General features: G+C 71.0%; 23 protein-coding genes. 11 read left to right on the forward strand and 12 right to left on the reverse strand.

The window, feature by feature from the left end; translation table 11 throughout:
• Positions 1-85 precede the first annotated feature (85 nt).
• Together folE and ACZ56E_RS32775 are read left to right on the forward strand one after the other, a co-directional pair.
• Entirely contained in the window at positions 86-691 is a 606-nt protein-coding gene (folE, locus tag ACZ56E_RS32770; RefSeq protein ID WP_398302467.1) for a GTP cyclohydrolase I FolE, read from the forward strand.
• A gap of 163 nt (positions 692-854) precedes the next feature.
• Positions 855-1751 carry a hypothetical protein gene (locus tag ACZ56E_RS32775; protein ID WP_471219738.1) on the forward strand — a complete coding sequence of 299 codons (897 nt, stop codon included), beginning with the start codon at positions 855-857 and terminating at the stop codon, positions 1749-1751.
• A gap of 18 nt (positions 1752-1769) precedes the next feature.
• Here ACZ56E_RS32775 and ACZ56E_RS32780 read toward each other — a convergent pair whose 3' ends face one another.
• The 6 genes from ACZ56E_RS32780 to ACZ56E_RS32805 form a co-directional block, all read right to left on the reverse strand.
• The gene (locus ACZ56E_RS32780; RefSeq protein ID WP_471219740.1) at positions 1770-2255 is read right to left on the reverse strand and encodes a DUF3180 domain-containing protein; all 486 of its coding nucleotides are present in this window, start codon (positions 2253-2255) and stop codon (positions 1770-1772) included.
• A gap of 62 nt (positions 2256-2317) precedes the next feature.
• A complete protein-coding gene (folK, locus tag ACZ56E_RS32785; protein WP_471219742.1) occupies positions 2318-2929 on the reverse strand; it encodes a 2-amino-4-hydroxy-6-hydroxymethyldihydropteridine diphosphokinase in 612 nt (203 codons plus the stop codon).
• A complete protein-coding gene (folB, locus tag ACZ56E_RS32790) occupies positions 2926-3285 on the reverse strand; it encodes a dihydroneopterin aldolase (protein WP_468608490.1) in 360 nt (119 codons plus the stop codon). The genes folK and folB overlap by 4 nt, the downstream gene beginning before the upstream one ends.
• A 155-nt stretch (positions 3286-3440) precedes the next feature.
• A complete protein-coding gene (locus ACZ56E_RS32795; RefSeq protein WP_471219746.1) occupies positions 3441-3980 on the reverse strand; it encodes a nuclear transport factor 2 family protein in 540 nt (179 codons plus the stop codon).
• A complete protein-coding gene (gene folP / locus ACZ56E_RS32800; protein WP_468608494.1) occupies positions 3977-4849 on the reverse strand; it encodes a dihydropteroate synthase in 873 nt (290 codons plus the stop codon). Before folP ends, ACZ56E_RS32795 begins: the two co-directional genes overlap by 4 nt.
• Positions 4850-4879: 30 nt before the next feature.
• On the reverse strand, positions 4880-6700 hold the full coding sequence (locus tag ACZ56E_RS32805) for a phosphatidylglycerol lysyltransferase domain-containing protein (protein WP_471219749.1): 1821 nt from the start codon (positions 6698-6700) through the stop codon (positions 4880-4882).
• Positions 6701-6948: 248 nt separating this feature from the next.
• Between ACZ56E_RS32805 and ACZ56E_RS32810 the strand changes: the two genes are divergently transcribed.
• Positions 6949-8067, forward strand: a complete 1119-nt coding sequence (locus ACZ56E_RS32810; protein WP_471219751.1) for an alpha/beta hydrolase — start codon at positions 6949-6951, stop codon at positions 8065-8067.
• A 59-nt stretch (positions 8068-8126) separates the two neighbouring features.
• On the opposite strand, the gene ACZ56E_RS32815 is transcribed toward ACZ56E_RS32810, so the two are convergent.
• Positions 8127-9284, reverse strand: a complete 1158-nt coding sequence (locus ACZ56E_RS32815; RefSeq protein WP_398302483.1) for an ABC transporter ATP-binding protein — start codon at positions 9282-9284, stop codon at positions 8127-8129.
• A 158-nt stretch (positions 9285-9442) separates the two neighbouring features.
• Between ACZ56E_RS32815 and ACZ56E_RS32820 the strand changes: the two genes are divergently transcribed.
• The 4 genes from ACZ56E_RS32820 to ACZ56E_RS32835 all read left to right on the forward strand — a co-directional run bounded on the left by ACZ56E_RS32820 (position 9443) and on the right by ACZ56E_RS32835 (position 13056).
• Complete coding sequence (locus tag ACZ56E_RS32820) at positions 9443-10177, forward strand: ABC transporter permease (RefSeq protein ID WP_468608500.1); 735 nt, start codon at positions 9443-9445, stop codon at positions 10175-10177.
• Entirely contained in the window at positions 10174-10836 is a 663-nt protein-coding gene (locus ACZ56E_RS32825) for an ABC transporter permease (RefSeq protein ID WP_471219753.1), read from the forward strand. Before ACZ56E_RS32820 ends, ACZ56E_RS32825 begins: the two co-directional genes overlap by 4 nt.
• A gap of 33 nt (positions 10837-10869) precedes the next feature.
• Positions 10870-11841 carry an ABC transporter substrate-binding protein gene (locus ACZ56E_RS32830; protein ID WP_471219756.1) on the forward strand — a complete coding sequence of 324 codons (972 nt, stop codon included), beginning with the start codon at positions 10870-10872 and terminating at the stop codon, positions 11839-11841.
• Between the two features lie 108 nt (positions 11842-11949).
• Positions 11950-13056, forward strand: coding sequence for a hypothetical protein (locus ACZ56E_RS32835; RefSeq protein ID WP_471219758.1), 1107 nt, complete (start codon positions 11950-11952; stop codon positions 13054-13056).
• A gap of 60 nt (positions 13057-13116) precedes the next feature.
• On the opposite strand, the gene ACZ56E_RS32840 is transcribed toward ACZ56E_RS32835, so the two are convergent.
• Both ACZ56E_RS32840 and ACZ56E_RS32845 read right to left on the reverse strand, forming a co-directional pair.
• Positions 13117-14451, reverse strand: a complete 1335-nt coding sequence (locus ACZ56E_RS32840) for a PH domain-containing protein (protein ID WP_471219858.1) — start codon at positions 14449-14451, stop codon at positions 13117-13119.
• Positions 14452-14492: 41 nt separating this feature from the next.
• Positions 14493-15002 (reverse strand): PH domain-containing protein, encoded by a 510-nt coding sequence (locus tag ACZ56E_RS32845; RefSeq protein WP_468090964.1) that lies wholly within the window; start codon positions 15000-15002, stop codon positions 14493-14495.
• An 86-nt stretch (positions 15003-15088) separates the two neighbouring features.
• Between ACZ56E_RS32845 and ACZ56E_RS32850 the strand changes: the two genes are divergently transcribed.
• Positions 15089-16252, forward strand: a complete 1164-nt coding sequence (locus tag ACZ56E_RS32850; RefSeq protein WP_471219760.1) for an NADH-quinone oxidoreductase subunit D — start codon at positions 15089-15091, stop codon at positions 16250-16252.
• Here the strand turns inward: ACZ56E_RS32850 and ACZ56E_RS32855 are convergent.
• Positions 16217-17206, reverse strand: a complete 990-nt coding sequence (locus ACZ56E_RS32855; protein WP_471219860.1) for an SAM-dependent methyltransferase — start codon at positions 17204-17206, stop codon at positions 16217-16219. The genes ACZ56E_RS32850 and ACZ56E_RS32855 overlap by 36 nt on opposite strands.
• A gap of 163 nt (positions 17207-17369) precedes the next feature.
• Here ACZ56E_RS32855 and ACZ56E_RS32860 point away from each other — a divergent pair, with 163 nt between their 5' ends.
• Together ACZ56E_RS32860 and ACZ56E_RS32865 are read left to right on the forward strand one after the other, a co-directional pair.
• Positions 17370-18572 (forward strand): sensor histidine kinase, encoded by a 1203-nt coding sequence (locus ACZ56E_RS32860; RefSeq protein ID WP_471219761.1) that lies wholly within the window; start codon positions 17370-17372, stop codon positions 18570-18572.
• 63 nt (positions 18573-18635) lie between these two features.
• Entirely contained in the window at positions 18636-19307 is a 672-nt protein-coding gene (locus ACZ56E_RS32865; protein WP_471219763.1) for a response regulator transcription factor, read from the forward strand.
• A 35-nt stretch (positions 19308-19342) separates the two neighbouring features.
• Here the strand turns inward: ACZ56E_RS32865 and ACZ56E_RS32870 are convergent, their stop codons facing one another.
• The gene (locus ACZ56E_RS32870) at positions 19343-20449 is read right to left on the reverse strand and encodes a DUF5937 family protein (protein ID WP_471219765.1); all 1107 of its coding nucleotides are present in this window, start codon (positions 20447-20449) and stop codon (positions 19343-19345) included.
• Positions 20450-20700: 251 nt separating this feature from the next.
• Between ACZ56E_RS32870 and ACZ56E_RS32875 the strand changes: the two genes are divergently transcribed.
• Positions 20701-20946 carry a hypothetical protein gene (locus tag ACZ56E_RS32875; protein ID WP_468608514.1) on the forward strand — a complete coding sequence of 82 codons (246 nt, stop codon included), beginning with the start codon at positions 20701-20703 and terminating at the stop codon, positions 20944-20946.
• On the opposite strand, the gene ACZ56E_RS32880 is transcribed toward ACZ56E_RS32875, so the two are convergent.
• The gene (locus tag ACZ56E_RS32880; protein ID WP_471219767.1) at positions 20903-22051 is read right to left on the reverse strand and encodes a threonine aldolase family protein; all 1149 of its coding nucleotides are present in this window, start codon (positions 22049-22051) and stop codon (positions 20903-20905) included. The genes ACZ56E_RS32875 and ACZ56E_RS32880 overlap by 44 nt on opposite strands.
• Positions 22052-22080: the final 29 nt, after the last annotated feature.

Here is a 22080-nt window from a genome sequence, read left to right on the forward strand (position 1 = left end):
TGGATGCCGCGCCCCCCTGGTTCTAGCCTGGGGGGCGCGGCTGATTTCGTACGCCCGCGCGAGACGCACAGGAACGAGGCACAACATGACCGACCCGGTGACGCTTGACGGCGAGGGCTCGATCGGCGAGTTCGACGAGAAGCGGGCCGAGAACGCCGTGCGTGAGCTGCTGATCGCCGTGGGAGAGGACCCCGACCGCGAGGGCCTCCGGGAGACCCCGGGCCGCGTGGCACGGGCGTACCGGGAAATATTCGCAGGCCTGTGGCAGAAGCCCGAGGACGTCCTGACGACGACGTTCGACCTGGGCCACGACGAGATGGTCCTGGTGAAGGACATCGAGGTCACTTCCTGCTGTGAGCACCATCTGGTCCCGTTCAGGGGTGTGGCGCACGTGGGCTACATTCCGGCCACCAGCGGCAAGATCACCGGCCTGTCGAAGCTCGCCCGCCTCGTGGACGTCTATGCTCGCCGCCCGCAGGTGCAGGAGCGTATGACGACGCAGATAGCGGACTCGCTGATGGAGATCCTGGAGCCGCGTGGCGTCATCGTCGTCGTGGAGTGCGAGCACATGTGCATGTCCATGCGCGGTATCCGCAAGCCTGGAGCGAAGACCATCACTTCCGCGGTGCGCGGCCAGCTGCGGGATCCGGCCACGCGCAATGAGGCGATGAGTCTGATCATGGCGCGATAGCCACCGCTGTCAGTGCCGCCCGATACGGTCCTGGATCAGTGCGATTGGGCGCTCGGCAAAAGGGATCGCGATGGGCTACGGGTTACCGAGCAGGCAGACGGTGAACGCCGTAGACGGGCGTCGACGTGCACGAGACGTGCAAGTGGGCTGCAGGCTGTGGACGTTGGACGGTGAGCGCACGGTTCAAACGGTTGTTACAGGTGTGACGGCCGTCAAGGCGCGTGAAGTGGTGGACGTCGTAACCGACAGCGTGACCTTGACGGTCGCAGCGGATCAGATGTTGGGCACACCCGACGGATGGGTTCACGCGCGCGACGCTGTGGGAACGGTGGTCGCGTGGACCCCCGCCCGCAAGCTGTGTCGACTGCGCCTGGCGATGCGGCCCGGTTACGAGTGGGGATATCTGATCGGTGCCACGTGCTCGGACGGCACCGTCGGAACGAACTATGTCTCGCTGGTGGTGAACGACAAACTGTTCGCCGAGCATTACGCACGGTGCCTGAGCGTCGCCACAGGCTTGCGGGGCGAGCTTGAGGCTGTCGTGCGTCCCTCTGGTTATCTGGGACGCGAGGTACCCGGCTACCGGGTCCGTGTCGTCTCGTCGTACCTCGCGGATTTACTGCGGCAGTACGTGGGTGGGGACGCCCACCACATGCGTCAGCGGTTCCCGCGGGTAGTGCTGCGCAGCAGGGAGACCTTTCAGGGCTTCCTGGACGGTTACATGGACGGCGACGGGTTCCCCATCAAGACGTGGCCCGCGCGAGTGCTCGTCAGCGCGAACGTGCCCTTCCTCACGGAACTCGCCCGCATCGTCGGCGCCAGGTTCACGGCGCGGACCGACGGACGGGCATCGAAGCTCATCGTGGCCGACAGCTGGCCCAGCCGAGGCACCTTCACGCCTGAGAGGCATCCGATCGACCTGAGGGAGTCGTCCTGGGCCGGAATCCAGGAAGTACGTGAACGCTCAGCCAAGGACAAGCCGTTCACCCTTTATGCGTTCCAGCTCGCTCCGCAGCCCAGTTTCCTGGTCAACGGTCACCTGGCCCGACAGCAGTGGTGACCCTCGGACAGGTCAGAGCTACGCCGCCGGGGCCGTCTCTCCGTTTTCGTCGTCGTCTTCGGGGAGCTTGCAGACGCGTTCCATGAAGAAGGCGGCCGCTATCACCGCGATGCCCATCAGGACGGAGAGCCCGGCGTAGACCGCTTGGTCGCGGCGGGGCGGGATGTCGAGGAACTCCAGCAGGAATGCGCCCGTGCCGCCGTACATCCCGGCGACGAGGGCCGCGACCAGGGCGCTGGCCTGGCCGAAGACGACGGCGCGGGCGGCCATCATCGGATCCACGCCCTTCGCGCCGGGACGGCGCTCGCGCTGGGCACGCAGGCGTGAACGCAGCGAGAGCGCCGTCGCCAGCAGGACGACGGCGATCACCGCGAGCACGATGGGCGCGGCCAGCGGGACGCGCGGCAGCGTGCCGACGGAGTCCCACAGTCGGGCGCCCGACCAGGACAGCACTCCGGCCGCGAGAAAGAGGCCGGCCAGCGTCCTGATGCGCAGTTGCTTCACGGATGACCCTTCATCGGCTTGATTGCCTCGACCGCTTGATTGCGTCGACCGCCTTCTAACGACTACTCGGGCAGTCGGAGTTCCAGGTCGGCGCGGGGTGCGACGCCGTCGCGGGTGACCGCGGCCAGCAGCTGTGCCACCGGGCCGTGGCCCGTGAGCTGGGCCTCGGGCTCCACGTCGTGCCAGGGGGCGAGGACGAAGGCACGCTCGTGGGCGCGCGGGTGGGGCAGCGTGAGCGCCGGGTCGTCGGAGACCACGTCGGCGTACGCCACGATGTCCACGTCGATCGTGCGCGGGCCCCAGCGCTCGTCGCGGACGCGGTGGAAGGCCTCCTCGACCGCCTGCGCGCGCTCCAGGAGCGAGGCGGGCGGCAGGGTGGTCTTCACCACCACGACCGCGTTGAAGTACGAGGGCTGGCTGCCCGGGTCGACGCCCCAGGGCTCGGTCTCGTACACCGGGGAGACCGCCTTGACCCGCAGGCCGGGGGTGTCCTCCAGGGCGTCGACGGCGCCCTGCAGCGTCTCCAGGCGGTTGCCGAGATTGCTGCCGAGGGAGATCACGGCGCGCTTGGGGTTGGACAGGGTGGTGTCCGCCGCATCGACCTGCTCGACCACGGAGGTGGGCACCGGCTGGACGGTGGGGTCGCTCTGACCCGCTTTGAAGGGCGCAGTCATACTCGGCTCCGGGTGATGGTGACGGTCACGTCGTCGAACGGGACGGTGATCGGGGCGTCCGGCTTGTGCACGCACACCTCGACCTCCAGGACTCCGTCGTGCTTCAGACACGCCTGGGCGATGCGCTCGGCGAGCGTCTCGATGAGGTCGACGGGGTCGCCCTCGACGACGGCCACGACCTCTTCGGCCACGACTCCGTAGTGCACGGTCTTCGCCAGGTCGTCGTCGGCCGCGGCCGCTCGCGTGTCCAGGCCGAGCACCAGGTCCACGATGAAGGTCTGGCCCTCTTCGCGCTCCCGCGGATAGACACCGTGGTGCCCGCGGGCCTTGAGGCCGCGCAGCGCGACACGATCCACGCGAATCACTCCTGCAATCGTCGGTATCGGCAGGCCTGCACCGAGTGCGGTCGGCACACCAGCCTCGTTCGAATCTACCTGCGAGCACTGACAGTGTTCGCCCGAGGGGCCCGTCGGCCGCCGCGTCGTACGCCTGTCGAACCGCGCCTACCCACTCAGGAGGGGGTCTCGTCGTCCTCTTCGTCGTCGGTTTCGGCCAGCACAGGGGACGCGTGGTGCGACCAGAGCTTCCAGCCGTCGGGTGTGCGGCGGAACACATTCGTGGCGACCACGAGCTGGCCGACGAGCGGGCCGAGCTCGCCGCCGCCCGCCGGGGGCGGGCCGCCGCTGAGGATGTTCTCGGTGCACGTCACCAGGGCGGTGTCGCCCGCCACGCCGACCTTCACGTCGGTGAGGAAGAACTGGATGTACTCCGTGTTCGCCATGATCAGGGCGTACGACCTGAGGACCTCGCCGCGGCCCGTGAGGACCGGCCAGCCGGGGTGGACGCAGGAGACGGCGTCTCCCGCCGCGTCCTCCGCGTCCTCTGTGTCCTCCGCGTCTTCAGGGGCGTCGGTGTCGTCCGCGTGTCCGGTGGTGTCCTCGGAGTCCAGCCACAGGTCGGACACCTCGTCGAAGTCGCCGCGTTCCAGCGCTTCGTAGAAGGCGGTGTTGGCGCGCTCGACCTGCTCGATGTCGGTGCCGGCCGCGGTCACCGGTGGCCGCCCGCCGCACCTGTCACGGCGCGGGCGACACGGACCGCGTCGGCCGTCGCCCGCACCTCGTGCACGCGGACCGCCCAGGCGCCCTGGTGGGCGGCGATGGCGGAGACCGCGGCGGTGGCGGCGTCGCGCTCGCGGGCGGGCGGCGGGGCGCCCTCCGGGCCCGCGAGGACGCGGCCGAGGAAACGCTTGCGGGAGGCGGCGACCAGGATCGGGTGGCCGAGCTCGCGCAGCCGGTCCAGACGGGCCAGGAGCGCCAGGTCGTGCTCGGCTTCCTTGGAGAAGCCGAGGCCCGGGTCGACGACGACGCGCTCGGGGGCGATGCCGCCCTCGATGACGGCCGCCACGCGCGCGTGGAGCTCGCCGACGACTTCGGAGACCACGTCTTCGTAGACCGGCTTGGCGTGGATGTCGGTGAGGAAGCCGCGCCAGTGCATGACGACGAAGGGGGCTCCGGCGGCGGCGACCGCGGGGACCATGCGCGGGTCGGCGAGGCCGCCGCTGACGTCGTTGACGAGGACGGCGCCCGCGGCGAGTGCCTGCTCGGCGACGGTGGCCCGCATGGTGTCCACGGAGACCGTGACGCCCTCGGCGGCCAGGCCCCGCACGACGGGGACGACGCGCTTGAGCTCCTCGTCCTCGTCGACGCGGGTGGCGCCGGGCCGGGTGGACTCGCCGCCGACGTCGACGAGGTCGGCGCCCTGCTCGACCAGGTCGATGCCGTGCTTGACGGCGGCCGTCGTGTCGAACCAGCGGCCGCCGTCGGAGAAGGAGTCCGGCGTCACGTTCACGACGCCCATGACCGCACAGCGGTCCCACTCCGGCAGCCCCTGGACCGATCCCCGCCCGCGCAACGTACTCATACCTCCAGCCTAGGCCCGGACGGGGACGGGTTACGCCGCCTGCATCTCACGTTCGGTGCTCTGGTGCGGGCAGGGGCGGCGCTGCGGGGTGCCCCTGCGCAGGAAGCGGGGGAGCGCCAGCGTGACGAACCCCTCGGCCTGCATGGCGGCGAAGCCGATGCGGGGGAGGTCCTTGCTGGAGCGGTAGACGACGAAGCGGGGCTCCCAGCGGGGGCGGAACTTCGCGTTGAACTTGTACAGCGACTCGATCTGGAACCAGCGGGAGAGGAAGACCAGCAGGCCGCGCCAGGCGCGCAGCACCGGTCCTGCGCCGATCTTCTCGCCGCGGGCGAGGGCCGCGCGGAACATCGCGAAGTTGAGGGACACGCGCGCGATGCCGAGCTTCGGTGCGGCCTGCAGGGCGGCGACGATGAGCAGCTCGTTCATGCCGGGGTCGGCGGCGCGGTCGCGGCGCATGAGGTCCAGGGAGACGCCGTCCTTGCCCCACGGCACGAAGTGGAGGACAGCCTTCAGGTCGCCGTAGGGGCCCGGCTCCTCGTCGGCCTTGTGGGCGGTGGCGATCAGGCAGTCGCCGTCGTCCGGGTCTCCGATGCGGCCGAGCGCCATGGAGAAGCCGCGCTCGGTGTCGGTGCCGCGCCAGTCGTCGGCGGCGCGCTGGATCTTGGCGAGTTCCTGTTCGCCCAGGTCACGGATGCGCCGTACGCGCGTCTCGTAGCCATTGCGCTCGATCCGCTTGACCATCTGGCGTACGTTGCGCATCGCACGCCCGGACAGGGAGAAATCCGCGACGTCCACCACCGCCTCGTCACCCAGTTCGAGGGCGTCGAGGCCGGTCTCGCGGGTCCAGACCTCGCCGCCGGTCTCGGAGCAGCCCATGACGGCGGGCGTCCAGGAGTGGGCCTTCGCCTCGTCCATGAAGCGCTCGATCGCGCCCGGCCAGGCCTCGACGTCGCCGATCGGGTCGCCGCTGGCGAGCATCACTCCGGAGACGACGCGGTAGGTGACGGCGGCCTTGCCGCTGGGGGAGAAGACGACGCCCTTGTCGCGGCGGAGCGCGAAGTGGCCGAGGGAGTCGCGGCCGCCGTGCTTGTCGAGCAGCGCGCGCAGCTTCGTCTCGTCGTCCTCGGTGAGCCGGGCGGCCGGGTGCTCGGGGCGGAAGGCCAGGTAGATGGTGGTGAGGGCGGTGAGCATGCCGAGGGCGCCGAGGGAGAAACCGACCGTCCAGGACGTGCGTCCGTAGTAGTCGACGGGCCCTTCGAAGCCGAAGAGTCCGTAGAGGACGTGTTCCAGGCGCTCCGTGATGCTCGGGTCCCCGATGACCCTGCCGGGATGAACGCTGACGATCACCAGACCCAGCAGAATCGATCCGGCACCTAGGAGGACGAAGTTGGCCAGGGCACGCCAGCGGCTGCGCGGGTCGGGGAGGGCGGTGAACTCACTCCGATGGCGCAACAGAAGCGCGAGCAGCGCGAGCGAGATCACGACGCCGACGACCGAGTGCCGGTACCCGAACTGCGCCACGGCACCCGCGGGCAGCAGCACCACGGCGGCCCGCCAGGCCCGCCGCTTGTGGCGCCGCAGGCCGTGCGCGAGCAGGAGCAGCAGAATGCCGGAGCTCAGCGCGAGGGCGGCGGCGAAGGGGCCGAGAGCGCCGGGCAGCACCTCGGCGATGGCGTGCATGCGGCTGTGCCGGAAGCGGGGGAACACGCCCGCCGCGACGTTCAGCAGGCCGACGAGGGCGCAGGCTCTCGCGACGAGGGCCGGCACGGCCTCGGGGCGCGGCCCCCGCAGTATCCGGCGCAGCCGGCTGTCGTGGTGGCGCACCTCACTGCCCGGAACCCCGCCCGACATTTCCCCATCTATCCTGACAGACATCGCATCCCGTAGTTCTGCGAGAGAGCTTTAACCCGGTGCCAAAGAGGCATCCGGCAACATTGCCCCCTCTAGGACGGTCCTTCGGGTAGACGGGTTCATTCCCGACCGGAAACCGCTGGAAAAGCTCTGGCAAGGCCCCGACTCGCGTCGGCAGGCCCGGTCCCGGGTCCGGTCAAGCCGAGGCATGTGCCCGGCAAAGGTAGAAAGCGCAGGCTGAACACCCCATGGGTCTCACGAGCAACAAGGTACTCGCCCTTGCGGTCTTGCTGGCCGTACTGCTCTTCGTCGGCACGATCTGGCTCTGGCCGCGGCTCTCCCGCCGCAGCTGGAAGGCGATCACCGGCCGCGTCGGGCTGCTCCTCGCCACCCAGGTCGCGATCTTCGCATCGGTGGGCCTCGCGGCCAACCAGGCCTTCGGCTTCTACGCCACGTGGGCCGACCTCTTCGGCCAGGAGACGGCGCCCGGACTGGTGGTCGACCACGATCCGGCCAAAGGAGCAGGGCCCGTCAAGGTCGTCGACACCCAGACCGTGAACGTGCCGGGCGGCAGCAGGACCGTGACCGGCGGCCAGATCCAGAAGATCGAGGTCAGCGGCCAGCAGTCGAAGATAGCCAGCCCGGCCTACGTCTATCTGCCGCCGGAGTACTTCCAGCCGCAGTACAAGGACCGGAAGTTCCCCGCGGCCGTGGCGCTCACCGGCTACCCCGGCACCGCCGAGGCGCTCATCAAAGGGCTCCACTACCCGCAGACCGCCCACCGGCTGTCCTCCGAGGGCAAGATGCAGCCGATGATCCTGGTCATGATGCGGCCGACGGTGGCGCCGCCGCGCGACACGGAGTGCGTGGACGTCCCCGGCGGGCCGCAGACCGAGACGTTCTTCGCCAAGGACCTGCCCACGGCGATATCGGACCACTACAGGGTGGGCGTCAAAGGGCAGAACTGGGGCGTCATCGGTGACTCGACGGGCGGCTACTGCGCCCTGAAGCTCGCCATGCACCACCCCGACGCGTACGGCGCGGGGGCGGGCCTGTCCGCGTACTACAAGGCGCCCATCGACGTCACCACCGGCGACCTCTTCCACGGCGACAAGGAGCTGGAGCGGCGCGCCGACCTGATGTGGTACCTCGACCACATGCCGGCGCCCAAGACGTCCCTCCTGGTGACCAGCAGCAAGAAGGGCGAGGACAACTACCGCGACACCCTGAAGTTCATCGACAAGGTGAAGGCGCCCACGCGCGTCTCGTCGATCACTCTCGAAAGCGGTGGGCACAACTTCAACACCTGGCGCAGGGAGATCCCCGCGACGCTCCAGTGGATGAGCGGGCGCCTGAGCGGCGGCTGAGCACCGCTCGAGCACCAACTGAGCGCTGCTTGAACGTCGGCCGAGCGGTACCTAAGGGGTCAGTCCGTGCCGATGGCCGCCACCGTCTCCAGTTCGACCTCCGCGCGCGCGATGTCGCGCGCGTCCGCCGCCGTCGAGCGGCGCAGCGCCTCGTGCAGCCGGGCCGGGGTGAGCACGCCGAGGAAGCGTCCCTCGCTGTCCTTGTCGATGACCGCGATCCAGCCCGCGTCGTGCTGCAGCATCGTCGCGAACGCCTGCTTCAGGCTCGCGCCGACCGGGAGCCACGCCTCCATGCGGCGGGCGTGCTCGCGGACCGTACCGCTCCCCACGCGCGCGTGCTCCGCCGACAGCCAGCCGTGCAGGTTGTTCTCGCCGTCCAGGACGACGGCCCAGCGGGCGTCGAGCTCCTTGGGCAGCGGGTCGTCGAGGTGCACCACGGGAGGCTGTTCCAGGTCGCCCTCCTCGATCGGTGTCACGGAGAGCCGCTTCAGGCCGCGGTCCGCGCCGACGAAGTCCGCCACGTAGTCGTTCGCGGGGGCGCCGAGCACCGTCGAGGGCGTGTCGAACTGCTCGATGCTGCCCTGGCCGTAGACGGCGATGCGGTCGCCGAGCCGGACCGCCTCCTCGATGTCGTGCGTGACGAAGAGCACGGTCTTGCGCACCGCCTGCTGGAGGCGGAGGAACTCGTTCTGCAGGTGCTCGCGGACGACGGGGTCGACCGCGCCGAACGGCTCGTCCATCAGGAGCACCGGCGGATCGGCCGCCAGGGCGCGCGCCACACCGACGCGCTGGCGCTGCCCGCCGGAGAGCTGTTCGGGGTAGCGGTCGCCGAAGACGGCGGGGTCGAGGCCGACCAGGTCGAGGAGTTCGGCGGCGCGCTCCCGGGCCTTGCCGCGCTTCACGCCGAGGAGATGCGGGACCGTCGCCGTGTTGTCCAGCACGGTCTTGTGCGGGAAGAGACCCACCTGCTGGATCACATAGCCGATGCGGCGCCGGAGTTGGACGGGATCGATGCCGGATATGTCGTCGCCGTCGACGAATATCCGGCCCTCGCTCGGCTCGATGAGCCGGTTCACCATCTTCATCGTGGTCGTCTTGCCACAGCCCGACGGGCCGACGAGCGTGACCAGTTCACCCTCGGCGACCTCGAAGGACAGATCGTCGACGGCCGTGGTGCCGTCCGCGTAGCGCTTGGTGACGTGCTCGAACCGGATCATGGTTCCCCATTGTGGACGGCGGTGGCGGGCTCTGCGTGACGGCCGTGTTGCGGCCGTACGACGAGTCTCTGCGATTGTCGGTGCCGCGCGTTAGGGTCGCCAGACACGGGGGGACGTGTGTGCGGCATACGTCCGGGGATTCGGGGGAGGTGGGGCGCGTGGCCGAGCAGAACTGTCTGGTGAGGAACGACTGGATCTGCGGGGAATATCTCCGCACCCGCAGCCAGGAGTTGATCGACGCGACCCTTCAGCACGTGGGGATCACCGTCGCCGCCGTGGCGATCGGCGTCGCCGTGTCCCTGCCGCTCGCGCTCCTCGCGCGACGCTGGCGGTTCCTCTCGGGACCGATCCTCGGCGTGACGACCGTGCTGTACTCGATCCCCTCGCTGGCGATGTTCTCGCTGCTCCTGCCCTTCTTCGGGCTCTCCGTCTCCCTGGTAGTCACCGGCCTCGTGCTGTACAGCCTCACGGTCCTCGTGCGGAACATCCTGGCCGGCCTCCAGGCCGTCCCCGACGAGGCGCGGGACGCCGCGAAGGGCATGGGGTACGGCCCGTTGAGGCTGCTGTGGGAGGTCGAGCTGCCGCTCGCGCTGCCCGCCCTGCTGGCCGGCGTCCGCATCACCACGGTCTCGACGGTCGCCCTGACCACCGTCGGCGCCATCGTGGACTACGGCGGCCTGGGCACCCTCATCCTCGACGGCCTCGACACGACCTTCAAGGCCCAGGTGCTCACGGCGTCGGTGCTCTGCGTCCTCCTCGCCGTCACCGCCGACCTGCTGCTGCTCGCGCTCCAGCGCTGGCTGACCCCGTGGACGAGACTCCATCGACGTCGAATACGGACGAGCAGGGCGGCGCGCGAGACCGCCGTGGCCAAGGTGGCTGAGCCGGTATGAACGCGATCACGGGTGCGTACGACTGGCTGACCACGGGCGCCAACTGGCAGGGCGAGAAGGGCGTGTGGCACCGCCTCGCCGAGCACCTGTACTTCAGCGGGGTCTGCCTCGCCGTCGCCTGTCTCGTCGCGCTGCCCCTCGCGCTGTACCTCGGCCACATCGGCAAGGGCGGCGCCCTCGCGGTCAACATCTCGAACGTGGGCCGCGCGGTGCCCACGCTCGCCCTGCTGATCCTGCTCACGCTGACCCCGCTCGGCGAGCACGGCGACGCGCCGACGCTGATCGCGCTGGTGCTCTTCGCCGTGCCGCCGCTGCTGACCAACGCCTACCTCGGGATGCGCGAGGTGGACCGGTCCGTGGTGGAGGCCGCCCGCGGCATGGGCATGAGCGGCGGTCAGCTGTTCGCGCGGGTCGAGCTGCCGCTCGCGTATCCGCTGATCATGACCGGCATCCGCTCCGCAGGCGTGCAGGTCGTCGCGACGGCCACGCTCGCCGCGATGGCGGGCGAGGGGGGCCTCGGCCGGATCATCACGGCCGGGTTCAACCTGCAGAACACTCCGCAAGTGGTCGCGGGCGCCTTCCTCGTGGCGCTGCTCGCGCTCCTCGTGGAGGGGGTCCTGGTGGTCGCCGGGCGCCTCTTCGACCCGATGCGGCGTTAGCGAATTCCTTCCTTTCGAAATGGTGGTTCACCGATGAACAGCACAACGCGTCGCGCGCGACGGATGGCAGGGACGGCCGCGGCCGTCGTGGCGCTGACCGCGGGGCTCGCCGCGTGCGGCGGGGACAGCCTGGAGGACGACGGCAAGGGCTCGGACAAGGTGGGCGGTGACAAGAAGGGCTCGCTCGTGGTGGGTTCCGCGCGGTTCACCGAGCAGAAGGTGCTCGCCGAGCTCTATGTGGGTGTGCTGGCGGACGCCGGTTATGACGCGCAGGTCAAGACCGTGCAGAACCGCGAGATCTACAAGCCCGAACTGAAGAAGGGCACGATCGACATCGCGCCCGAATACGCGGCGACCCTCGCGGAATTCCTCAACCTGGAGAAGAACGGCCCGAAGGCGAAGACCGTCGCCTCCAGTGATCTCGACGCCACGGTGAGCGCTCTGGAGAAGCTCGCGGAGCCGCAGGGGCTGAAGGTGCTTCCGGCCGGTGAGGCGGTCGACCAGAACGCGTTCGCGGTCTCCAAGGAATACGCGGAGAAGCACAAGCTCAAGACCCTCTCGGATCTCGGCAGGTCGGGGGAGAAGGTCAGGATCGCGGCGGGTGACGAATGCGAGTCCCGCCCGTTCTGCGCGCCGGGGCTGAAGAAGAAGTACGGCATCGACGTCGCCGGAATCGACCCCAAGGGCGTCGGCACCACGCAGTCCAAGCAGGCCGTGAAGAACGGCACGGACCAGTTGGTGCTGACCACGACGACCGACGCGACGCTGAAGAACTACGACCTCGTCATCCTCGAGGACGACAAGAAGCTGCAGAACGCGGACAACATCCTTCCCGTGGTGAACGCCAAGGAGGCGGGCGACAAGGAGATAGCCGCCGCGCTCGGGAAGCTGACCAAGACGCTCACGACGGAAGACCTCATCGAACTCAACCGGAAGGTCGACGAGGAGCGTCAGAAGGAAGCGGATGTCGCCAAGGAGTATCTGGAGTCGAAGGGCCTGATCTGAAGTTGATCAAGAAGAGGGGTGGGGAGTCGGAGGCGAGTTATGGATACGATGCCTGCTTTTTGCCGTGCGCGGCGGCATACTTCGCCTACGCGCGGTAAGTTTCTGGCCATGCCACGTGGACGTCACCGCCATTCCCCACCCCTGCACAGGCTGCTTCCTCCCTCGGCGGTCGCAGGCGTATCGATTCTCAGCGCCGGCGGCGCCTGGATGTTCGCGGAACCGGTCGTGCTCCGCGGGCTCGTCGCGGCAGCGGCCGCGGCCGCCGTCGTCGGCTCGGTCGTCATGCGCCGCTGGGACCAGGCGGCCGGCAAGCGCGTCGCCGAGCTCGGCCGGGCGCGCGCGAGCGACGAATGGCGTTACGAGGAACGGATAGCCGAGGCCGAGGCCGACCTCGAGGAGTCCCGCGAACTGCGCGGCAAGCTGGAGACGAAGCTGCGCGCCAAGCGCGCCGAACTGGCCGCCCTGCGCAACGAACACGCCGCGCTCCTGCGGCGGTACGCCACCGCGGAGACGGAGCGGGCCAGCGCCCTGGAGGGCAGGCGGCTGCTCGCCATAGAGGCGACGTCCACGCCGTCCACGACGCCCGCGCTGCCGGCGGCCGGTTCGGATGCCGGTGCCGACAAGGGCTCTGCTTCGGGTGCCGGTTCCAGCGCCGAGGACCTCGTGCCCGCGGTGCGGGCGGGGGCACCGGTGCCGGCCGCGCGTACGGAGGCTCCCGCTCCGCCCCAGCTTTCCGACCGACCGGGCGCTACCCCCACCCCCTCGCTGTTCCAGCTGGCCAACGCCGCGCTCGACCGCATGACCCCGCGCGCGACGACCCGGGCGGAACCCGAAGCGACGCCGGCGACCGCGCCGGAAGCGGAGGACGAGTCGCGGGGGAAGCCCGGGGCGGCCGATGGATACGCCGGGCACGAGCGCGCGGTCGCCGTCGCGCCGCCAGTGCAGGCCCGACGCCAGGTGCCCCAGGGCGACTTCGACTTCTTCGGCACCAAGGGCGTGGCGCCGGCGGCGCTGGAGTCCGTGCAGAACGAGGACCTCGCCGACGTGGTGGGCGAGGAGGCCCTCGCGGTCCACAAGGCGGAGTCCGAGGGCGAGTTCAAGGACGCCCCCGAAGGGGACGCCGCGCAGAGCGTCGGCCAGGTCATCGACCTGACGGCCCACGACGAGACGGAACAGATCGACGTGGCGGAGCTGCGCACGGCCCTCCGGGCGTGACGCTCCGCTGGGGACCCTGCGCCCCTTAGGGGGCGCCCCCCTTGGAGCCTCTTGCGGGGCTCACGCCATCCAGCGGTCCGGGACTGCTTCTCTGCGGCCCGTGCGGGAACGGTCCGCCTGGGACCGGAGGAGAGCTGACGCCTCCTCGGTGGGGCGCAGGCGTGCCGTCACCGTCTTGTTGGCGCCGGTGTCCACCCGTACGTCCGCCACGTCCCTGTAGCGCTCCCAGGGACCCTGGGAGAGCCGCACGCTCTGCACCTTGGCGTGCGGCACGAGCGAGAGACGGCGCTTGAGCAGGCCGTGGCGGGCCGCGAAGACCTCGTCGGTGACCGACAGGCCGTACCCCTTCCACCAGAACGGCACGCACCACGCCGCCCGCGCGGGCGGCCGCACGAGGTCCGCCGCGTCCGGCACGCGCGCGCCCGGCAGGACCCGCCCGATGACCGCCTCGGCGTGCTCCCGCGGTGCGACCGGCACCAGGACGCTGTTCGACGAGCCCGCCACGTCCAGCTCGACGCGCACCCAGCCCATCCGCCGCCACAGCAGCGGCTGCACGACGTGGACGGTCTGCACCCGGCCGGGCGGCACGGTCTCGTGGGCCTTGTCGAGCAGCCCGTGGTCGATGCGGATGCCGTCCGGGGACTCGCCCACCGTCCAGTCGTACTCCTTGATGAAGCGGCCGCCGCTGCTCGCGAAGGCGCCGCCCAGCATGGGGAGCGCGGTCGCGAGGACCGTCCATGCGTTGTGCGTGGCGAACCAGAGGAAGGCGGGCACCACGGTCGCGGCGAGGAGGAGCGCCCAGGGGGCGCCGGTCAGCAGCAGGGAGAGGGCGAGCACGCGCGGCTGGACGTGCAGCAGGCCCCGCACGGGTGCCTCGCCGACCTCGCGGGCCTCGTCGGGGGCGAAACCGGCTGCCCGTGCGAGGAGTTCGGCCCGCAGCTTGGTGGCGTCGCGCTCGCTGAGGTAGGCCAGCTCGTCCTTCTTGTCCGCCCCGACGACATCCAGCTTGAGCTTGGCGACTCCCGCGACGCGGGCGAGCAGCGGCCGTGTCACGTCGACGGCCTGAAGCCGGTCGAGGCGGATGTGGGCGGTGCGCCGGAAGAACAGGCCGGTGCGGATGCGCAACTCGGTGTCGGTGACGGCGAAGTGGGTGAACCACCAGCTCAGGAAGCCGTACAGGGCGCCGCCGACGACCACGGCGAGGCTGCCGAGGAGCAGGGTGGTGGCGGTCAGTTCGGAGAGGCGCTGCTGGGTGCCGTTCGGATCGTGGACCGCCCAGCCGACGAGGACCGCGAAGGGCGCCCACGCGCGACGCAGCGGCGTGACGGGGTGCAGCCGCCGCTCGGACACCTCCTGCGGGACGCTCGGCAGCTCCTGCGGGGCGCTGTCCGGCACCTCCTGCGGGACGGCGCTGTCCGGTACCTCCCGCGGCCCGTTCACAGCCCCGCCGATCGGGCCTCGCCGAGCTCCGTCAGGCGGTCCCGCAGCCGCTCGGCCTCTTCGGGGAGCAGCCCGGGGATGCGCGCGTCGGTGGCGGCCGCGGCGGTGTGCAGCTGGACGCTCGCGAGCCCGAAGCGCCGCTCCACGGGGCCCGAGGTCACCTCGACGAGCTGCATCCTGCCGTACGGCACGACGGTCTCCTCGCGCCAGAGGACGCCCCGGCTGATGAGCAGGTCGTCGGCGCGCTCCGCGTACCGCCACGAGCGCCAGTTGCGGCCGAGCACCGGCCACCCCCAGGCCAGCACGGCGAGCGGCAGCAGCGCGAACGCGGCCCAGGCCGGGCCCGCGAACAGGCCGAGCAGCACGCCGACGGCCGCCGCGAGCGGCACGAGCCAGACCACCAGCAGGAGCCGCCGCAGCTTCAGCAGCCCGCGCGGCAGTCCGGTCCACACCGGCTCCGTCCCCTGTCCCGCCGGTCCTGCGGGCCCCGCCGTCCCCGTTTCCATGCCCCAAGCGTACGTACGTCCGGTGACAGCGGCGTGGGCCGGGAACAGGCGGCCTCGGACGGCGGCGGGTGCGAGAGACTGTGGCCATGAGTCCCACGACGGAGACCACCACGGAGACCACGCTCGGCATCGGCGGCGCGGCGGAGAGCACCGACATGGTGCTCAACATCGGCCCCCAGCACCCGTCCACGCACGGGGTGCTCCGCCTCCGCCTGGTCCTGGACGGCGAGCGCATCCAGCACGCGGAGCCGGTCATCGGCTATATGCACCGCGGTGCGGAGAAGCTCTTCGAGGCGCGGGACTACCGGCAGATCGTGATGCTGGCCAACCGGCACGACTGGCTGTCGGCGTTCTCGAACGAGCTGGGTGTCGTGCTCGGGGTGGAGCGGATGCTCGGCATGGAGGTCCCGGAGCGCGCCGTCTGGATGCGCACGCTGCTCGCCGAGCTGAACCGCGTCCTCAACCATCTGATGTTCCTCGGGTCGTACCCCCTCGAACTGGGCGGTATCACCCCGGTGTTCTACGCGTTCCGTGAGCGCGAGGAGCTCCAGAACGTGATGGAGGAGATCTCCGGCGGCCGTATGCACTACATGTTCAACCGTGTCGGCGGCCTCAAGGAGGACCTGCCCGCCGGTTGGCCGACACGCGCGCGTGCGGCGGTCGCTTCGGTGCGTTCGCGGATGGACGTGTACGACGATCTGGTGCTCGGGAACGAAATCTTCCGGGGCCGTACGCGCGGCGTCGGCGTCCTCACCCCGGAGGCGGTGCATGCCTACGGAGTGAGCGGTCCGATCGCCCGCGCCTCCGGAGTCGACTTCGACCTGCGCAGGGACGAGCCGTACCTCGCGTACGCCGAACTGCAGGACACCCTGAAGGTCGTCACGCGCGAGGAGGGCGACTGTCTGGCCCGCTTCGAGTGCCTCTTGGAGCAGACCCACAATGCCCTCGACCTCGCGGACGCCTGCCTGGACCGGCTCGCCGACCTCCCGCAGGGGCCGATCAACCAGCGCCTCCCGAAGGTCCTCAAGGCCCCCGAGGGCCACACGTACGCGTGGACCGAGAACCCTCTCGGCATCAACGGCTACTACCTCGTCAGCAAGGGCGAGAAGACTCCGTACCGCCTGAAGCTGCGTTCGGCGTCGTACAACAACATCCAGGCGCTGACCGAGTTGCTTCCGGGGCAGCTGGTCGCGGACATGGTGGCGATCCTGGGATCACTGTTCTTCGTGGTGGGCGACATCGACAAGTAGGGCGTTCAGAGAAGCACCGGTGACGCCGACGCCGACGGGCTGCAGCAGCCATCCGAAGTCGCCGAGGCCGCCGGGCGCGGTGAGCTCGGCGGCCTCTCCCGCGCGCGTGAGGGCGCGTACGTACGCCGCCGGGTCCTCGGAGGCGAGCGTGAGCGGCGGGCGGGCGCCGCTCACCCCGAGCGCGCCGAGGGCCGCCCGCTGGGTGAGCAGGGCGGCTCCCGCCGACGCGCAGGCGTCGAGTGCCACGTGGGCCGTGATGTCGCAGCTGCCGTCGGGCACGGGTGCCGTCTCTCGGCCCTCTCTGAAGCCCGTCAGCGTCCCGAAGGGCGGGCGGGCGCCCCGGGTGTGGGCGTAGTCCACGGCGACCGCCAGGCCGCGCGTCAGCGTCGCCACGGCCGCCGCCCACGCCTCGTCCCGGGCGCGACCGATCTCCGCCCGCAGGCCCGGCTCGGCGTCCAGCGGCCACCAGCGCGCCAGCCAGTCGGCGTCCGGGCCCTCTACGGGGTCGCCCAGGCACTCGGTGCCGTCGTCGCTCACGAGGACGCGGCGCGGGGTTCCGTCGGCGGCGACCTCGGCGATGTCCAGGGGGACGTTGTCCAGCCACTCGTTGGCGAAGAGGAGGCCCGTGACGCCGGCCGGGGGCGCGGTCCGCCACTCGACGCGCCCGTCGAGGTCCGCGGGACGCTCCGCGAGCTCCACCGCGTACGCGCGCACGCGTGCCGCCACATCGGGGGGCAGCGCGGCCAGGACCCCGGCGGTCAGTTCGCCGCGGCCCGCGCCCATGTCCACGAAGGCCACCTCGTCCGGGTGACCGAGTTCGGCGTCCAGACGGGTCAGCAGACGTGCCACGGCGCCCGCGTAGAGGGGCGAGGCGTGCACGGAGGTGCGGAAGTGCGCGGCGGGCCCTTCCGGGCGGCGGTAGAAGCCGGTGGGGCCGTACAGGGCGGCCGCCATGGCCTCGTGCCAGGCGTGCGGGGCCGGTGCACGCGCCGCGCCGTTGTCGTTCGTCACAGACCGCAGGCTAAGGGGGCCTCCACCTTGGGGAGTACATGTAGTCGGTACGGATCGGACCTCCGGTTGACCCGGGGGCACCGCCGGGCTGCCTACGCTGGGTTACGTGCAGCGCCTCTATGACTTCCTCCGCAGACACCCGACATGGGTCGACGGCTTCTGGGCCCTCGTCCTGCTCGGGCTCTCCGGAATCGGTCTGATCTCGATGTCGGAGACGGAGGGCCGCGATCCGGGAGTGGCGGCGATCCCCGTCGCCCTCGGTCTGTTCCTGGTGGTCACGCTGCGCCGACGGGCCACCGAGAAGATGTTGGTGCTCGCCGCGGTCATCGGTTTCCTCCAGCTCGTCTTCGACGTCGAGACGATGCCCCTGAACTTCGCGATGCTGGTGATCGTCTACACCGCCGCGGCCGACGGGGAGCGGTGGGCCTCGCGCTTCGCGCTGGTCGGCGGGTTGTGCGCGGCTCCGCTCGCGATGATGCGCTGGCCCGCGGAGGACACCGGAACCGCCGGGCTCATCCTCTTCACGATGTTCCAGATCGTGCCCTTCGCGCTCGCCTGGGTCCTCGGCGACTCCATCCGCACCCGCCGCGCCTACCTCGCCCAGCTGGAGGAGCGCGCCGCCCGCCTGGAGCGGGAGCGCGAGGCGCAGTCGAAGGTCGCGGTGGCGGCCGAGCGGGCCCGCATCGCACGCGAACTGCACGACGTCGTCGCGCACAACGTCTCGGTGATGGTGGTCCAGGCCGACGGCGCCGCGTACGTCCTGGACGCCGCGCCCGACCAGGCCAGGAAGGCCCTGGAGACCATCTCGGGCACCGGCAGGCAGGCGCTGGCCGAGATGCGCAGGCTGCTCGGCGTGCTGCGCACCGGCGAGCCCGAGGAGAGCGGCGAGTACGTCCCGCAGCCCGACGTCGAACAGCTCGACGAGCTCATCGAGCAGGTGCGCACGGCCGGTCTGCCCGTCGACTTCAAGGTGGAGGGCACCCCGCGCCCGCTGCCCAGCGGCGTGGAGCTCACCGCGTACCGCATCGTGCAGGAGGCGCTCACCAACACCCGCAAGCACGGCGGCGAGAACGCCGGGGCGAGCGTGCGGCTCGTCTACTTCGACGACGGCCTCGGGCTGCTCGTCGAGGATGACGGCAAGGGCGCACCGCACGAGCTGTACGAGGACGGCGGGGCCGACGGCTGCGGGCACGGGCTGATCGGCATGCGTGAGCGCGTCGGCATGGTCGGCGGCACGCTGGACGCGGGACCGCGCCCCGGCGGCGGGTTCCGGATCAGCGCACTGCTGCCCCTCAAGCCCGCACACTGACGGCTGCGCCTCGAGCCCGCACACTGAGACGTGCCAACGAACCTTCCGAAGGGACCCCCCTTGATGTCCATCCGCGTGATGCTCGTCGACGACCAGGTGCTGCTGCGCACCGGGTTCCGGATGGTGCTCGCCGCCCAGCCGGACATGGAGGTCGTCGCGGAGGCGGGCGACGGCGTCGAGGCCCTGGAGGTGCTGCGCGCCACCAAGGTCGACGTGGTCCTGATGGACGTCCGCATGCCGAAGCTGGACGGTGTGGAGACGACCCGCCGCGTCTGCCAGGGGGCGAACCCTCCGAAGGTGCTGATCCTGACCACCTTCGACCTCGACGAGTACGCCTTCTCGGGCCTGAAGGCGGGCGCGTCCGGTTTCATGCTCAAGGACGTGCCCCCGGGGGAGCTGCTCGCCGCCATCCGCTCGGTGCACAGCGGCGACGCCGTCGTCGCGCCGTCCACCACGCGACGGCTCCTCGACCGCTTCGCGCCGATGCTGCCGACCACCGGCGGCCAGCCGCAGCTCAAGCAGCTTGAGCGGCTCACGGACCGGGAGCGCGAGGTGATGATCCTGGTCGCGCAGGGCCTGTCGAACGGCGAGATCGCGGCGCGGCTCGTCCTCTCCGAGGCGACCGTGAAGACGCACGTCGGCCGCATCCTGACGAAGCTGGGCCTGCGGGACCGGGTGCAGGTGGTGGTCCTCGCGTACGAGACGGGGCTGGTGCGGGCCGGGGGCGGTTCGTAGCCCGGGGCGGGGGCTTACTGCGCCAAGCCTGTGCCCTAGCGCAGGACGCCCTCGATGAAGTCGCTGCCCAGGCGGGACACGACGCCGATGTCCATCTGGTGCTGGACATAGCGGCCGCGACGGCGCGTGGTGATCAGACCCGCCTTCTTCAGGACGCTCAGGTGCCGGGATATCTCCGGCGCCGTCATGCCGTGCGCGTCGGCCAGCTCGCTCGTCGTGTACGCACCGCGCGCGAGGTGGCGGCACAGGCGCATCCGCACCGGGTGGGCGAGCGCGGACATGCGGCGGGTCAGCTGCTCCACGGTGGGCGGGTGGGTGAGGCCGGGGGCGCTGATCGGGTACGTGATCGACGCCTGCCAGCCCTTGCGGTGCAGCACCCACAGATGCGGCCAGCCGAGGCTGGTCGGGACGATCACGAGGCCGCCCGAGCCGGTGGTGGTGCGGCCCACGGAGATCTTGTCGACGGTGACGAGCTGTGCCTCCTCGTCCAGGGACACCGCTCCGGAGATGGCCTTCAAGGCCTCCGCCAGTCCCTTGCGGCGCAGCAGCTCGGTCTTGTGCCGGGCGTCCGCGGCCAGTTGATGGGACACCCGGGCCCAGGTGTCGGCGAAGAACGCGTCGTCGCAGTCCTCCAGGAGCGTGCGGAACCATGCGCGGACGACCGGTGGGTCGTCGAGCAGCCGCTGGGTGAAGCGGACCTGGTGCGGGCCGCGGGCGGCGGCGAGGTCGAGGGCGCGCCGCTGCACGGCGGGGTCGGAGAGGAGCTTGCGGTCCGGCTCCGCGTACGTCGACTGGCAGGTGAACTCCAGGGCCGCGTCCACGAACTGCTCATCGGTCAGCTTGTCCAGCTGGTCGAGCTCCTCGGCGAGCGTGGCCCCCGGGAGGGCGCTCTGCCCGGGGAGACCGGCGAACGGCGCGAAGACGTCGGAGAACGTGGTGCGCCACAGGAAGTCGGCCTCGCACAGGCGGTCCGCGAGGCCCGGGTCCAGGCGCGTGGAGACGGCTGTCGCCCAGCCCTGGAGGCCGGGGTGGTGGCCCGGCTCGGACAGTGCGTGCAGCGCCATGCCGAGCTCGGACAGGGGCGAGGGCGCAACATGGATCCGCTCCTGGGCCAGCCCGCTGATGTCGATGCTCACGCTCATGGCCCCATGGTGCACCTCGCCACTGACAGCGCGGCCGACGATTGACGAGCGCCGTCAATCGACGCGACGCGGACGGGGTGGCGGGAGCAGGCTGTAGTCATCGCCGAAGCCGCTGAAGCCTTCGGCCCCTTCCCCTCACCCCTGCTCCCACCCCTTCGCCCCCCTCCTTCGCTCTCCACGGCACCGGGCCCGGGATTCCCGCGACCATTCGCTGTCCGTTAAGTACTATTCATCCAGAAAGGTGAACCGTCATGAGCGTCACCCAGCAGTACCTCCTCGACGCCTACCGCGCCGCCCAGCACGGCCGGCCGACGCCGCCCGCGCCCGGCGCCCACGACTGGCAGGCCGTGCGTGAGGTCCGCGACTACGGCCGGTTCCGCGCCGTCGTGGCGGAGCGCCCCGCACGCGGCAGGTTCCGCGCCGCCCTGGCCCGGCTCGCCCGCGGCGGCCGGCTCAGCGGGGGATCCGTCGCACGAACTCCGCGACCGCTTCCGTGACGTCGTCGGCCGTCCACTTCAGGCCCGCCTCGGTCACGGTGACCTCCGTGACCGAGAGGCCCGGCGGCCCGTCGGGGAACCAGCGCCCGAAGAGCAGGGTGCCGGTCTCCTCGGCCTGCCCGAGACCGGCCTCGCCCAGCACGTCCGGCGCGTACGGCAGCCAGACCTGGAACTGATGGGTGTACGGGCGCTCGGGGTGCACGCGCGACCAGGGCACCCCGGCGGCCGTGAACCCGTCCCGCAGCGCCTCGGCGACCACGCGCGCGTGGGCGACGTAATCGGGCAGCCTGGGCAGCGTGTTCTTCAGGCCGAGAAGGGCCGACACCGCCGTCGGGAACTGCTGGAAAAGCTGGCCTCCGTAGCGGTGGCGCCACACCCTCGCCTCCTCGACGAGCGTGCGCGGCCCGGCCAGCGCGGCGCCGCTCAGCCCTTCGAGCGACTTGTAGAACGACACGTACACGGAGTCGGCGAGCCCGGCGATCTCCGCGAGGCCGCGACCGAAGTGCGGCGTGCACTCCCACAGACGGGCGCCGTCGAAGTGCACGACGGCGTCCCTCTCGCGTGCCGCCGCCACGACCTCCTCCAGCTCCTCCCACTCCGGCAGGACGAAACCCGCGTCCCGGAGCGGCAGTTCGAGCATCAGCGTCCCGAAGGGCTCCTCGAAGTCCCGCACCTCGTCCGCGGTCGGCAGTCGCGGCTCACCCGTCGGATGTACGGTGCGCAGCCCGCTGACCGCCGAGAAGGCGCCCCCTTCGTGGAGCTCGGGGTGCGCCTTCGGATGGAGCGCCACCGTCGCGTTGCCCGTACGGCCCGCCCAGCAGCGCAGCGCGACCTGTTGCGCCATGGTCCCGGTCGGGAAGAACGCGGCGTCCTCCTTGCCGAGCAGACGCGCGACCTCGCTCTCCAGGGTGGCGACGACACCGTCGCCGTAGATGTCGGTGGGATCGTCGGGGCCGACCACCTCGGGAGCGGCGGCCGCCAGGGCCGAAAGCCGCTCGGCGAGCGGGGTGTGCAGGACGGGACGGTGCAGGGTGCGGGTCGCGCCCAGCGACGCGGCACGACGGCGGGCCGCCTGCTGCTCTTCGGCTGTGATGTGGGAGGGCATTCTCCGAGCATGGCCCGTCCACCGCCACC

It is taken from the genome of Streptomyces sp. NPDC039480 (assembly GCF_055597165.1).

What these genes read in the sequence shown, in the direction of transcription:
- ACZ56E_RS32855 (WP_471219860.1), bottom strand. Translation starts at nt 17,206, where the DNA reads ATGGCGGCCGCCCTGTACGGCCCCACCGGCTTCTACCGCCGCCCGGAA.
- ACZ56E_RS32875 (WP_468608514.1), top strand. Translation starts at nt 20,701, where the DNA reads ATGAGCGTCACCCAGCAGTACCTCCTCGACGCCTACCGCGCCGCCCAG.
- folP (WP_468608494.1), bottom strand. Translation starts at nt 4,849, where the DNA reads ATGAGTACGTTGCGCGGGCGGGGATCGGTCCAGGGGCTGCCGGAGTGG.
- ACZ56E_RS32825 (WP_471219753.1), top strand. Translation starts at nt 10,174, where the DNA reads ATGAACGCGATCACGGGTGCGTACGACTGGCTGACCACGGGCGCCAAC.
- folK (WP_471219742.1), bottom strand. Translation starts at nt 2,929, where the DNA reads ATGACTGCGCCCTTCAAAGCGGGTCAGAGCGACCCCACCGTCCAGCCG.
- ACZ56E_RS32850 (WP_471219760.1), top strand. Translation starts at nt 15,089, where the DNA reads ATGAGTCCCACGACGGAGACCACCACGGAGACCACGCTCGGCATCGGC.
- ACZ56E_RS32870 (WP_471219765.1), bottom strand. Translation starts at nt 20,449, where the DNA reads ATGAGCGTGAGCATCGACATCAGCGGGCTGGCCCAGGAGCGGATCCAT.
- ACZ56E_RS32880 (WP_471219767.1), bottom strand. Translation starts at nt 22,051, where the DNA reads ATGCCCTCCCACATCACAGCCGAAGAGCAGCAGGCGGCCCGCCGTCGT.
- ACZ56E_RS32865 (WP_471219763.1), top strand. Translation starts at nt 18,636, where the DNA reads ATGTCCATCCGCGTGATGCTCGTCGACGACCAGGTGCTGCTGCGCACC.
- ACZ56E_RS32835 (WP_471219758.1), top strand. Translation starts at nt 11,950, where the DNA reads ATGCCACGTGGACGTCACCGCCATTCCCCACCCCTGCACAGGCTGCTT.
- ACZ56E_RS32845 (WP_468090964.1), bottom strand. Translation starts at nt 15,002, where the DNA reads ATGGAAACGGGGACGGCGGGGCCCGCAGGACCGGCGGGACAGGGGACG.
- ACZ56E_RS32815 (WP_398302483.1), bottom strand. Translation starts at nt 9,284, where the DNA reads ATGATCCGGTTCGAGCACGTCACCAAGCGCTACGCGGACGGCACCACG.
- folE (WP_398302467.1), top strand. Translation starts at nt 86, where the DNA reads ATGACCGACCCGGTGACGCTTGACGGCGAGGGCTCGATCGGCGAGTTC.
- ACZ56E_RS32830 (WP_471219756.1), top strand. Translation starts at nt 10,870, where the DNA reads ATGAACAGCACAACGCGTCGCGCGCGACGGATGGCAGGGACGGCCGCG.
- ACZ56E_RS32810 (WP_471219751.1), top strand. Translation starts at nt 6,949, where the DNA reads ATGGGTCTCACGAGCAACAAGGTACTCGCCCTTGCGGTCTTGCTGGCC.
- ACZ56E_RS32805 (WP_471219749.1), bottom strand. Translation starts at nt 6,700, where the DNA reads ATGTCGGGCGGGGTTCCGGGCAGTGAGGTGCGCCACCACGACAGCCGG.